This is a genomic window from Streptomyces sp. NPDC025806, assembly GCF_055558275.1.
The window spans coordinates 1-12,383 of record NZ_JBVHMU010000012.1; the positions used below are offsets into that span (position 1 = coordinate 1).

Annotated in this window: 10 protein-coding genes and 1 tRNA gene; 8 read left to right on the forward strand and 3 right to left on the reverse strand. The window is 73.8% G+C overall.

Annotated features, from left to right (window positions below; translation table 11 throughout):
* Positions 1 to 154: 154 nt before the first annotated feature.
* Entirely contained in the window at positions 155 to 754 is a 600-nt protein-coding gene (locus ACZ4E1_RS26010) for a histidine phosphatase family protein (RefSeq protein ID WP_467543270.1), read from the reverse strand.
* A gap of 201 nt (positions 755 to 955) precedes the next feature.
* Between ACZ4E1_RS26010 and ACZ4E1_RS26015 the strand changes: the two genes are divergently transcribed.
* The 7 genes from ACZ4E1_RS26015 (at position 956) to ACZ4E1_RS26045 (ending at position 7,316) form a co-directional block, all read left to right on the forward strand.
* Positions 956 to 1,891 carry a phosphatase PAP2 family protein gene (locus tag ACZ4E1_RS26015; RefSeq protein ID WP_467543273.1) on the forward strand — a complete coding sequence of 312 codons (936 nt, stop codon included), beginning with the start codon at positions 956 to 958 and terminating at the stop codon, positions 1,889 to 1,891.
* Positions 1,842 to 2,987 carry a hypothetical protein gene (locus ACZ4E1_RS26020; protein WP_467543846.1) on the forward strand — a complete coding sequence of 382 codons (1,146 nt, stop codon included), beginning with the start codon at positions 1,842 to 1,844 and terminating at the stop codon, positions 2,985 to 2,987. The genes ACZ4E1_RS26015 and ACZ4E1_RS26020 overlap by 50 nt, the downstream gene beginning before the upstream one ends.
* On the forward strand, positions 2,984 to 4,564 hold the full coding sequence (locus ACZ4E1_RS26025) for a hypothetical protein (RefSeq protein ID WP_467543277.1): 1,581 nt from the start codon (positions 2,984 to 2,986) through the stop codon (positions 4,562 to 4,564). The genes ACZ4E1_RS26020 and ACZ4E1_RS26025 overlap by 4 nt, the downstream gene beginning before the upstream one ends.
* Complete coding sequence (locus ACZ4E1_RS26030) at positions 4,561 to 5,910, forward strand: AAA family ATPase (RefSeq protein ID WP_467543279.1); 1,350 nt, start codon at positions 4,561 to 4,563, stop codon at positions 5,908 to 5,910. Before ACZ4E1_RS26025 ends, ACZ4E1_RS26030 begins: the two co-directional genes overlap by 4 nt.
* Positions 5,911 to 6,171: 261 nt before the next feature.
* Positions 6,172 to 6,528, forward strand: a complete 357-nt coding sequence (locus tag ACZ4E1_RS26035) for a hypothetical protein (protein ID WP_467543283.1) — start codon at positions 6,172 to 6,174, stop codon at positions 6,526 to 6,528.
* A 121-nt stretch (positions 6,529 to 6,649) separates the two neighbouring features.
* On the forward strand, positions 6,650 to 7,252 hold the full coding sequence (locus tag ACZ4E1_RS26040) for a bifunctional DNA primase/polymerase (RefSeq protein WP_467543286.1): 603 nt from the start codon (positions 6,650 to 6,652) through the stop codon (positions 7,250 to 7,252).
* Positions 7,243 to 7,316 (forward strand) — tRNA-Lys (locus tag ACZ4E1_RS26045). The genes ACZ4E1_RS26040 and ACZ4E1_RS26045 overlap by 10 nt, the downstream gene beginning before the upstream one ends.
* A gap of 301 nt (positions 7,317 to 7,617) precedes the next feature.
* On the opposite strand, the gene ACZ4E1_RS26050 is transcribed toward ACZ4E1_RS26045, so the two are convergent.
* Positions 7,618 to 8,874 (reverse strand): M6 family metalloprotease domain-containing protein, encoded by a 1,257-nt coding sequence (locus tag ACZ4E1_RS26050; protein ID WP_467543289.1) that lies wholly within the window; start codon positions 8,872 to 8,874, stop codon positions 7,618 to 7,620.
* A 261-nt stretch (positions 8,875 to 9,135) separates the two neighbouring features.
* Here ACZ4E1_RS26050 and ACZ4E1_RS26055 point away from each other — a divergent pair, with 261 nt between their 5' ends.
* Positions 9,136 to 11,046: a putative bifunctional diguanylate cyclase/phosphodiesterase gene (locus tag ACZ4E1_RS26055; protein ID WP_467543293.1), complete on the forward strand. Its 1,911-nt coding sequence runs from the start codon at positions 9,136 to 9,138 to the stop codon at positions 11,044 to 11,046.
* Between the two features lie 28 nt (positions 11,047 to 11,074).
* Here ACZ4E1_RS26055 and ACZ4E1_RS26060 read toward each other — a convergent pair whose 3' ends face one another.
* Positions 11,075 to 12,178: an LLM class flavin-dependent oxidoreductase gene (locus tag ACZ4E1_RS26060; protein WP_467543295.1), complete on the reverse strand. Its 1,104-nt coding sequence runs from the start codon at positions 12,176 to 12,178 to the stop codon at positions 11,075 to 11,077.
* Positions 12,179 to 12,383 lie beyond the last annotated feature (205 nt).

Genomic DNA, 12,383 nt, shown 5'->3' on the forward strand with positions numbered 1-12,383 from the left:
CAGTTCCCCGCGCCCCTGATGAGGCTGCGCCTCATCGGGGAAATGCGACCCGAAGGGTCTGCATTTCAGGGGCGCGGGGAACTGCGCGACCAGCCACGACGAGACCCGCGCCCGACCGCGACGAGCACCCCGCAGACGAAGAGGCGCCGTCCGCTCAGCCCACCGCCAGGTGCCCCGTTTCGTTCCAGGACTCGATCGCCGGCTCCCCGTACGCCCACCCCAGTACGGACAGGGACGTCGGGTTCAACCGGATGCGCGCCGCGAAGTCGAGCGGCAGCCCGAGCCACCGCGCCCCGATCGACCGCAGGATGTGCCCGTGGGCGAACACCAGCACGTCCCGGTCCGCGGAACGGGCCCAGGAGACGACCTCGTCCGCCCGCGCCGAGACCTCCGCCAGTGACTCCCCCTCGGGCACCCCGTCGCGCCAGATGAACCAGCCGGGCCGCAGCTCCTGGATCTGCGCGGGAGTCAGACCCTCGTACGCCCCGTAGTCCCACTCCATGAGCGCGTCCCACGTGGTGGCCCGCTCCCCGAACCCGGCCAGCGCGCACGTCTCGCTCGCCCGCACCAGCGGCGAGGTCCGCACCTCGACGCCGGGCAGCCCGTCGTACGGCGCGCGGTGCAGCCGCTCGCCGAGCAGCTTCGCGCCGCGCCGGCCCTCCTCCAGGAGCGGGATGTCCGTCCTGCCGGTGTGCCGTCCGGACAGGGACCATTCCGTCTGTCCGTGCCGGGCCAGCAGGATGCGCGGTGCCATGGGGGGCCTTTCGCAGTTCAACGGTTCGGGAGGGACCCGTTCATCATCGCGCAACCTCGCCGGGGACCGCCCGCCGGGCAACCCGGCCGTCGATCTCGGCGTCTACGAGGGTCAGAGGTCACCCACCAAGGACCTCATTCACGCCGTAGGGTGACGAAGTGGCCGGAGGCCGCCGACGAGGGAAGAGGGGGAGCGGCCCGCATGTCGCAGACCGACGACGACGCAGCGCACGCCGGGGACATACCCGGAGCGAGGCTGCGCTGGTGGACCGAGCTCCCGCTGATCTTCCTCGTGTACGGCGTGTACACCGCCGGCCGGCTGCTCGCCCGCGGCGACGTGAGCACGGCCGTCGACCACGGCCTCGCGATACTCCGGGCCGAGAAGGCGGTCCACCTCAATCTCGAACATCCGCTGAACCGGCTGTTCACCCGCGAGGCCTGGATCGGCGTCCCCGCCGACTTCTGGTACGCCTCGCTGCACTACCTGGTCACGCCGGCGATCCTCGTCTGGCTGTTCCGCCGCCGCGCCCATGTGTACCGCGCGGCCCGCACCTGGCTGATGACCTCGACGCTGATCGGCCTGATCGGCTTCACCCTGCTCCCGACCTGCCCGCCCCGCCTCCTCACGGCCGGCTACGGGTTCGTCGACACGATGGCCCAGTACAGCGCGTACGGCTGGTGGGGCGGCGCGGCGAGCGCGCCCAAGGGCATGGGCGGGATGACGAACCAGTACGCGGCGATGCCCAGCCTGCACGTCGGATGGGCGCTGTGGTGCGGGGTGATGCTGTGGCGGCACGGACGCGGCCCGCTCGCGCGGACGGCGGCCGTCGGCTATCCGCTGATCACCACGATCGTCGTCATGGGCACGGCCAACCACTACTTCTTCGACGCGGTCGCGGGCGCCGCCGTGATGGGCGTGGGTCTGCTGCTCACGAAGCCGGTCCAGCGGGCCGCCGGGCGGGTCCGGGACAGGGTCGCCGCGGTGCTGGCGAACGGCTCGTGGGCCGCCCCTTCCGCCACACGTTCCTCGATTGTCAGTGGAGAGTGCCAGACTTCGCCGGGTGAGCGAATTCCCCGACAGCGCAAGGGTGCCCCGACCCACGACACCGGTGACGGGGCTGCGGCACCAGCTCGCTGAGCTGCGCGGCCCGGACCGTCCCCCGCGCCCGCTGGACGCCCGCGCCCTGGCCGCCCTCGCGGCGAACCCGGGGTGCGACCGGCGCGCGCTCCTGGACGGGGCGGGCGTCGACAAGGCGTGGCTCGCGGACGCGCTGGGGGCGCCCTCGGCGTTCGGCCAGTCCCAGTTCGCGCTGGCGCGGGGGAACGTGTTCGAGGCGCGGGTGAAGGCGGACGGCGGCACGCAGCTGCTGCGGCTGGTGCACGAGCGGGTCGGTCCGGCGAGCGCGCCGGAGCCGGTGGGTGAGCTGGTCTCGGCGCCCGATCTGTCGGCGGCCGGTCCGCAGGGCCGTACGGCACGGACCGCGCTGGCGCTGCGCGAGGCCGCGCAATCGCCGGGCACGTGGACGTTCCTCGCCCATCCGATGCTGGCGCTCGACGTGGCGGGCAGCCCGGCCTTCCTGGAGCCGGACGCCGTCGTGGTGCATCCGGACGGGAGCTGGACGGTCGTCGAGATCAAGTCGTTCCCGATGATCGACGGGGCGGCGGACGCGGCGAAGGTCGGGGCGGCGGCCCGCCAGGCGGCCGTGTACGTACTGGCCCTGGAGCAGGTCGCACAGCGGCTGCCCGGCCCCGCGGCCGAGGTCAGGGTCCGGGACCGGATCGTGCTGGTGTGCCCGAAGGACTTCTCGAACCTGCCGGCGGCGTCCGCGGTCGACGTGCGCAAGCAGCTCGCGGTGACGCGCAGGCAGCTGGCCCGGCTGACCCGGATCGAGGACATCGCGGCGGCGCTCCCGCCGGGCACGGCCTTCGACCCCGAGCTGCCCGCGGCCGAGCTGGCGGCGTCGGTGGAGGCGGTGCCGGCGACGTACGCGCCGGAGTGCCTGGCCGCGTGCGAGCTGGCGTTCCACTGCCGGGAGCGGTCCCGGGCCGCGGGTGCGGTGACGGCGCTCGGCCGGCCGCTCCGCGCCGAGCTGGGCGGCCTGACGACGGTGGACGCGGTGCTCGCGGCGGCGCACGGCGAGGGCGGCGATCCGGCGGACCCGACGGTGGCGGCGCTGCGCCGGGCCGCCGCGCTGCGGGCCGAGGCACTGAGCGGCAAGGAGTGGCAGCGGTGAGTCTGATCAACCATCTGGCCCGGCTGGAGGCCACGAGCACGGGACGCGCGCAGCCGACCGCCACGGTGCGGCACCGGCATCTGTCCCAGCGCCCGCTGGTCCTCGTGCCGCTGACGACCGCGGGCGAGACGGGCGCCCCGCTCGGCGCGCTCGTCGGCACGGAGCGGACGTCGCCGCGCCTGCTCGTGGTGCCGCAGCCGCGCGACCGCGACCTGCGCTTCGCGTTCCTCACCCGGCTCGCGGACGAGGTGCTGCCGTATCTGGACGGGTTCGCGGCGGACGTCGAACTGACGGAGCGCAACGAGACGGACGCGGAGACCGGCAAGAAGGTCAAGGTCGAGGTGGAGCTGTGCGCGGACGCGCCGCAGCTGATCGTGCCGAGCCGGGCGGGCGTCGAGTTCGTCCGGCTGCTCGGCCGGTCGATGCGGTTCCGGCGCACCGCCGAGCAGGATCCGGAGGCTCCGTATCCGGCGCCGCCGCACGTGCCGCTGCTGGGGCGCTGGCTGACGCACTTCGGGGAGCGGGCGCGCGTGCCGGGCTCCGCGCTGCTCCTGGCGATGACGGACCTGCTGTCGCGGCACTGGGCGACGGGCCAGTCCAGCCTGGAGGACCAGCACCTGGGCGCGCTGCTCGCCTGGATCGACGCCCCGCAGGGCACATCGGGCGCGGCGGCGGCCGAGCGTGCGGAGCGGGGCCGGGACGAGCGGGGCCAACTGCTGTGCCCGCCGGCCGGCCCGGCCACGGACCCGGCGTTCGACAACAAGCTGCTCGCGCCGGCGATCGAGCGCTACGACCGGGCGCGCACGCGCATGGCGGCGGCCGAGGACGCGATCGAGGCGGACGGCCGGCTCGCCGAACTGACGGCGGCCGAGCGGGAGATCCACGCCCTGGTCGAGTCCCGCACCCGGCCCACCTGGGACGCGGTGTGGCGCGGCCTCGACGTGCTGTGCACGCTGCCCGAGGGCGGGCACGCGGCGGACCGCTGGACGCGGGACCGCTGGTCGTTCACGATGCACCGCGACCGGGTGGCGGCGGGCGAGCCCCCGCAGCCGCGCCGCGACGACGCGGTGACGGCGGCGAACAAGCTGGCGACGCGGGAGCGCGAACAGGCCCGGCTCGACGCGCAGGAGGCGCTCGACGACCCGCTGGTGATGGCCGGGCGGCGGCTGGCCGGGGAGGCGTTCGCGGGCGAGGTGACGGAGGTCGTGGCGGCGTACAACGACAAGAAGCGCCCGCGTCCGCTCGTCACGGTCCACACGGACGACCGGCCGCACCTCGCGGAGCGCGTGAAGGTGTACCGCTCGCTCGAAGGCAAGCCGCAGAGCGCCGAGTTCGTGGCGTACGAGGGCGAGGACGCGGTGGTGCTGCGGATCCTGGACAAGATGGGGCGCGGCAAGGAGCCGGAGGAGGGTTCCGTGCCGCGGAAGGGCGACCGGGTGTGCTGGACGCTGTTCGAGCACGAGCAGCGCGGCGGGCCGAAGCTGCCGGATCCGGAGGCGACGCCGTGGACGCACGGCGGGCCGCCCGGGGCGGGCGCGGAGGCACCGGACGCGACGACGGCGGAGGACATCCTGTGAGCACGGTGAGCACGCCGGACACGTTCGACCCGGGCGCCGAGGCGTCCCGGGCCACCGAGGGCATCCTGCGCGACACGCTGCACGGGGACGCGCGCGGTGTCGTCGTCGACTCCCCGCCCGGCGCCGGGAAGTCGACCCTCGTGGTGCGGGCCGCGCTCGAACTCGCGGACGCGGGACGCCCGTTGATGATCGTCGCGCAGACGAACGCGCAGGTGGACGACCTCGTCGTACGGCTCCACGACAAGAGCCCCGAGCTGCCCGTGGGCCGCCTGCACAGCAGCGACGCCGACGCGTACGACAAGGCCCTGGACGACCTGCCGAACGTCCGCACCTCGGCGAAGGCCGGCGATCTCGCGCCGCTCCCGGTCGTCATCTCGACGGCCGCGAAGTGGGCGCACGTGAAGGTCGACGCGCCGTGGCGGCACGCGATCGTCGACGAGGCGTACCAGATGCGGTCGGACGCGCTGCTCGCCGTGGCGGGGCTGTTCGAGCGGGCACTGTTCGTGGGCGACCCGGGGCAGTTGGACCCGTTCTCGATCGTGGGCTCCGAGCAGTGGGCGGGCCTGTCCTACGACCCGTCGGCCTCCGCGGTGTCGACGCTGCTCGCGCACAACCCCGAACTGCCGCAGCACCGCCTCCCGGTGTCGTGGCGGCTCCCCGCGACGGCGGCGCCGCTGGTGTCGAAGGCCTTCTACCCCTTCACGGAGTTCCGCAGCGGCACGGAGGAGGGGGACCGGGCGCTGGACTTCCGCGTCCCGTCGGACGGTTCGGGCCCGGACCGGGTGATCGACGAGGCGGCCCGCTCCGGCTGGGGCCTGCTCGAACTGCCCGCGGCGCACACCCCACGCACGGACCCGGAGGCGGTGCGGGCGGTGGCTCTCGTCGTACGGCGCCTGCTCGACCGGGAAGGGGTGACGTACTCCGAGCGGGAGCCGCGGGAGGGAGCGCTGACCGCGGACCGGATCTGTGTCGGCACCGCGCACCGCGACCAGGCGGCCGCCGTACGGGCCGCACTCGCGGAGCTGGACGTCACGGGGGTGACGGTCGACACGGCGAACCGGCTGCAGGGCATGGAGTTCGACGTGACGGTGGTCCTGCACCCGTTGTCGGGCCGCCCCGACGCGACGGCCTTCCACCTGGAGACGGGCCGCCTGTGCGTCCTGGCGTCCCGCCACCGCCACGCCTGCATCGTCATCAGCCGCGCCGGCATCCCCGACCTCCTCGACGCCCACCCGTCGACGGACCCGGTCCAACTGGGGGTCGCGGTGAAGTTCCCGGACGGCTGGGAGGCGAATCACGCGGTGCTGGAACGGCTGTCGCGGCATCGGGTGGCTTGGAGACCCTGAGGTGCGAGGCCATCGGGTGACCTGGAGACCCTGAGGCCAGGCCACCGGACGGAGTCCGGCACGCCGCCGGAGGCGGCCGAAGAAGACAGCCCGGACGGCTGGGAGGCGAATCACGCGGTGCTGGAACGGCTGTCGCGGCATCGGGTGACCTGGAGACCCTGAGGCGCGAGGCCATCGAGCGGCGTGGAGACCCTGAGGCCAGAGGGTGGTCTTGCGGAGTGCCGGACAATGAAGACGTAGCCGGAACCAAGGAGGACCACCATGGCGGAGCCCGAGCGGCCCCGTAGCCCGCAGCCACGGTTGCGGCCCGCCCCGCTGATCTTCGAGCCCGCGGAGGCCACCGCGGACCCGGAGCACTTCTTCGACCTGGAGTCCATCGCGGACCCCCGCGAGCTGCTCGGCCGGGCGACCGAGCTGACCCATGCCTTCCGCGCGGCGGCGGACCGGTCCATGGAGTTCCAGGCGATCGCGGCCGCACAGCTCGCCGATCCGCGCCGGTTCGACCGGCTGACCACGGCGGACATCGCGGAGCGCGCGGAGTGGACCGAGGACTATGCGAAGAAGATGGTCGAGTTCGGCCGTGACCTGCTGCGCGGCGCCCGGGACGACACCGACTGACCGTCCGTAATGACCTGGTGGCATATGCCGAGGGGGCAAGATACTCCGCCCCGCCCCCTCCTGTCCCGAATTCCCGCAACTCTCGGGAAGCGGGCTCTCACAGCCCGTAGATGTAGGGGACATGAGCACCGCACACCCGCACCTCATGCCGCCGGCCACCGCGTTCCAGGACCACCTCGACGCCTCGGGGCTCACCCCCGAGGGCGCCGCGTGGCTCGCCTCGGCCGGAGCGTATCCGCGTTCGACGCTGGCCGACTGGGAGTCCCGCCCCGACGCCCCCGTGGTGCTGCCCTGCGGCTCCGTCTTCGACGTGGTGAACGTGCCGGCGATCTTCGGCCGGCGGATGCTGGACCGGTTGTGGGACCAGGGGCCCGGCTCGGGTCCGGTCGCCGCGCACCGGGGGCGCATGCTCCTCTTCACGGCGCCCGGTACGGCTCAGCGGCTGCCGTCGCTGCTGGAGTGGGAGGAATGGGGCCCCGCGGTGCCGCCGCTGCTGTGTCACGGCCCCGGCGACGCGGTGACCGTGCCCGCGCCGTTGTCACCCGCGCCGCCGCACGCGCGGTCCCGCTGGGTGGTGGCTCCGGACACGCGCCGGCCCTGGCTGCCGGGGCCCGAGGTGCTGCTCTGGGCCTGCGTCCGGGCGGCCCGGGCGACGGTGCGCATATCGATTTCTCGGTCCGCCGATCGCGATGCTAATGTCTACGACGTCAGCCGGCGCCATTAGCTCAGTTGGTTAGAGCAGCGGACTCTTAATCCGCGTGTCCGGGGTTCGAGTCCCTGATGGCGCACCGACAGCAAGGCCCCTCGCAAGCAGCGGGGGGCCTTCGCTTTTGCGACTCCGTCGCGGAGTGCGCCCTCCAGGGGCGCGGGGAACTGCGCGACCAGCCACGACGGCGCAGCACTCAGCGACGATGCTCAGCCCCTACGGCGGCTACGCCTTGGCCGAGGCCGACCGATTCGCGCACCCGGCACCTGGGTGCCGCCTTGCCCACCCGTGCCGCCCCAGGCGGCAGACTGCCCAAGGCTGGGTCGACCCGACCGGATACGCGCCCGGAACCGGAGGGGCCCGGCGGGGGCCCAGGCGCGTGCTCAGCCCGTCGTGATCTTCACGTTCCAGGAACCCGAGCGGGTGCGGTCCTCCGCTTCGATGCGGAGGTGTTCGCCGGGGACGGTGAAGCTCTCGCCCACCTCCAGGGGCGCGTCGGCCAGGGGCGGGTAGACGGATTCGCCGTAGCAGGCTCCCGTGCCCGGGTGCGTGTCGAGGACCTGGACGGGACCCTCGCCGGAAGTGGAGTCGCTGCGGACCCGGTAGACGAGGATGCCCCGCGTGCAGGTGCCGGTGTCGTTGCCGGTGCCTCCGCGCGCCTCGACGGCGATCGCACTGGACGGCCCCGTACGGACGACGGCGAGCTTCGTCCCGTCCCCCGTGCCGAACGCCGCGCCCCGCGCGTCCGGCCCCGTGCTCAACGGCTCCAGGGTGAGCCGCGTGGGCCCGGTCGCGCTGACGCAGCGGACCTGCCCCGGGTCCAGCCACCCCAGCTTCCACTTGTGCCAGCCGAACAGGTCCGGCGCGAGCCCGAACTGGCTGCCCATGACGTCCCAGTCCCCCACGTACGTGTCCCAGTCCCCCTTGCCGTCGGAGGGCCGGTGATAGAGGTCGGGGAGGTCGAAGACGTGCCCGGTCTCGTGGGCGAGGACGTTGCGGTCGGGCGGGTGACGTTCGAAGACCGTGACGACGCGCTGGATGTCCGTGCCGTCGGCGCGCATCGGCCGGTCGAAGTTGACGACCTTCGTGGCGTCGGAGTCGACTCCGGGCGCGTCCGGGTCGGCGACGAGGTAGACGACGTCGTACTTGCTGAAGTCGGTCACCGGGTCGGCGGCGGCGAGCGCGTCGCGCAGGTAGTCGCTGCGGTGCGCCGCGCTCCAGTCCCGCTTTATGGCGTACGAGGTCGAGGCGTGCGGCATCTGGATCCAGCGGGTCTGCGGATGCGGCACAAGTTCGAAGCGCCCGTAGGAGGCCCGCTCGAAGAACTGGGTGGTGGCCGGGAAGTGGTCGGCGGCCAGTTCCTGCGGGCTGGTCTGCGGCGGCGCGTCGGGGAAGGAGAGGAAGACCATCACGGCGTCGAGCCGCTTGCCGGGTCGCGGATACGCCTCGTTCCAGGTGTCGAGGCCCTCGGAGTGGTGGGCGGCGGTGCGCTCCAGGGCGCAGGGACCGCCGTAGGGGGCGGCGGACGCGGGGCCCGCGACCAGACCCGTGGCGGCCAGGGCGGTGAGAGCGGTGAGCGCCGCCGCGACAGCGCGCGGCCGGGGCTTCTCCACTCCCCCGGGTGGCTGCGGACGCGGCAAGTCGACCTCCGGGTGGGGAAAGCGGGACACCCCACCCAGACTGTGGGTGTTTGTAGGACTGCGCCCTCTTTATCTGGCCCGGACGAGTGACGGGGTGACACGCCGGGCGGTCACAGAACGTCACAGCCGGTCGGGCTGTGCACGGACCTCGGCACGACCGCGACGCACCTTGAGCAGAAACGATCTGGCACGGGGTCACCCGGCAGGCGCGGTGCGGCCGGTGGGCCTGCGCAGGCTGGATGGGCCGTCCGGCCTGCCTCTATGATCGGCACACTTTCTGCCGGGACCCGGCCGCACCAGATCACGCATCCAGACGACGCACAGCGGGAGCGAGCGGTGAGCGCACAGCCAGAAGGGCCCACGACCGCGACGGAAACCTGCCCGCCCGGCCCGCGCCCCGGCCACACCCTCACGGAGAGTGCCGAGCGGGCCCAGGAGGCGCAGGCGAGGAACCCGCTGCGGTCCGCGTTCCTCGCCTCGCCGCTGGCGATGGTCGTCGTCGACCCGGCGGGCCGGATCGAGGCGGCCAACACGGCGGCCCGCGTCCTGCTCGACGGCGCCGGCCGCGACGCGCTGACCGGCCGGGACGCCGCGGAGCTGCTCGACCTCGGTTCGGACCCGCGCACCTGGAACGCGTACCGCGAGGTGCTGCGCGGCCGGCAGGCCCGGCTGACCCGCACCCGCCGGCTCAAGCACGCCTCGGGGCACTCGGTGTGGGCGCAGATCACGGTCGGCCCCGTACCGGGCACCGAGACCACGCTGATCTCGCTCACCGACATCAGCGCCCGCCGTGAACTCGCGGCGCGGCTGCGGCACTTGGAGATGCACGACCCGGTGACCCGGCTGCCCAACCGGGCGCTGTTCTTCGAGCGGGTCACGGCCGCGCTGGAGGCGGGCGCGTACGAGGGGACGGGCGCGACCGGGCGGGTGGGCGTGTGCCATCTCGACCTCGACGGGTTCAAGGCGGTCAACGACACGCTCGGCCACCACGTCGGCGACCGGCTGCTGACCGCGGTCGCCGACCGGCTCAGCCGCTGCGCGGAGCGGGCCGCCACGGCGACGGGGACGCCGCTGGTGGCCCGGCTCGGCGGTGACGAGTTCGCGCTGCTGGTGGAGGACTCGACCGGTACCGAGCAGCTCGCGGATCTGGCGGAGTCGGTGCTCTCCGCGCTCCAGGAGCCGTTCGACCTGTCGGGGCAGCGGCTGTCGATGTCGGCCTCGATCGGGGTCGTGGAGCGGCATGTCGCGGGGACCACGACGACGGGTCTGATGCAGGCCGCGGACACGACGCTGTACTGGGCGAAGGCGGACGGCAAGGCGCGCTGGACCCTGTTCGACCCGGAGCGCAACGCGCACCGGATGACACGGCAGGCGCTCTCCTCGGGGCTGCGGCCGGCGGTGGAGCGCGGGGAGTTCGTGCTCGAGTACCAGCCGCTGGTGCGGATGGCCGACGGCGGGCTGTCCGGGGTGGAGGCGCTGGTGCGCTGGCGGCACCCGCGGTTCGGCCTGCTCACGCCGAATCGGTTCATCGGTCTGGCCGAGGAGGACGGGTCGATCGTGCAGCTGGGGCGGTGGGTGCTGCGGACCGCCTGCCGGCAGGCGCGGGCCTGGCAGGTGGCGCACCCGGAGGCAGAACCGGTCGTCGTCAGCGTGAACGTGGCGGTGCGTCAGGTCTGGGACTCGGATCTCGTGGCCGACGTGGCGCAGATCCTGGAGGAGACACAACTCCCGCCGCGTCTTCTGCAGTTGGAGCTGACCGAGTCGGCCGTGATGGGGTCGGCGGGGCGGCCGTTGCAGGCGCTCCAGGCGCTCAGTGACATGGGGGTCGCCATCGCCATCGACGACTTCGGCACCGGGTACTCGAACCTCGCCTATCTGAGCCGGCTGCCGGTGTCGGTGCTGAAGCTCGACGGATCGTTCGTGCGGGGCTTCCAGGACGGCGGCGGCCAGGGCGGCGCGGCGGCGTCCGACCCGGCCGACGCGATGATCGTCGAGGCGCTGGTGCAGCTGGCCCACCGGCTCGGGCTCTCCGTGATCGCGGAGTGCGTCGAGACGTCGGAGCAGGCGGAGCGGCTGCGCCGGATCGGGTGCGACACGGGTCAGGGCTGGCTGTACTCGCGGGCGGTCGCCGCGGAGGGGATCTCCGCGCTGCTGGCCGGGAGCGCCGCCTAGGCAGGCTCCCGGCCGGCGGGGGCGGGCGTCAGGCGCCGGCGCCCGGGAGTCCGTAGGCGTCGGCGATCAGCTCGTACGAGCGCAGGCGGACGTCTCCGCTGTGGGCGTTGGCCGTCAGCATGAGCTCGTCGGCGCCGGTGCGCTTGTGAAGGTCGTCGAGTCCGGAGCGGACCTCGTCGGGGGTGCCGTGGATGACATTGGAGTTCCAGGTGCGGATGAAGTCGCGCTCCATCTCGTTGAACGCGTACGCCTCCGCCTCCTCCGGGGTCGGGACCAGGCCGGGGCGGCCGGTGCGCAGCCGCACCATGTTCAGGGCCGCGGCCATCACCTGGCGGCGGGCCTCGGTGCCGTCGTCGTCGGTGGCGAGCGCGGAGACGCCGATGAGGGCGTACGGCTCGTCGAGGACGGCGGAGGGCCGGAACGAGGCGCGGTAGAGGTCCAGGGCCGGGATCGTGTTCTGCGCGGAGAAGTGGTGCGCGAAGGCGAACGGCAGGCCGAGGCTGCCGGCCAGGCGGGCGCTGAAGCCGGAGGAGCCGAGGAGCCAGACCGGCGGGCGGTGCGGGTCCTGGACGCCACCGGGGGACGTGGCCTGGACCGGGCCCGGGACGGCGTGGATCTTGGCGTACGGGTGTCCGTCGGGGAAGTCGTCGTCGAGGAAGCGGAGCAGCTCGGCGAGCTGCTGCGGGAAGTCGTCGGCGCCCTCGTTCAGGCGCTCGCTGCGGCGCAGGGCGGCGGCGGTGGCGCCGTCGGTGCCCGGGGCTCGGCCGAGGCCGAGGTCGACGCGGCCCGGGGCCATCGCCTCCAGCGTGCCGAACTGCTCCGCGATGACCAGCGGGGCGTGGTTGGGGAGCATGACGCCGCCGGAGCCGAGGCGGATGCGGTCCGTGTGGGCGGCCAGGTGGGCCAGGATCACGGCGGGGCTGCTGGAGGCGACGCCGGGCATGGAGTGGTGCTCGGCGACCCAGTAGCGGTGGAAGCCGCGGCGCTCCGCGAGGCGGGCGATGTCGACGCTCGTGCGGAGGGCGTCGGTGGCGGTGCGGCCGGCGCCCACCGTCACCAGGTCCAGGACCGAGAGGGGGGTGGGGGCGGTGCCGGTGGCTGCGCCGCGGATGTCGTCTGGGGTGGGCGGCACGGATCCTCCTGCTACGGGTGCCTGTACTCAACGCCCGCTTTAACGGAGGCGGTCTCCGGTTTATTCCCCTGTTCTCCGGCTGCGGCCCGGTGGGGCTTCTCGCGCCCCGCGGCGGAGTCGCTGATGGACACAGCCCCGCACCCCTGGAAGGCTGCGGCTTCGCCGCGCCTTCCCCCGATGGCAGGCGCCCCGCGCCTTGATCGGG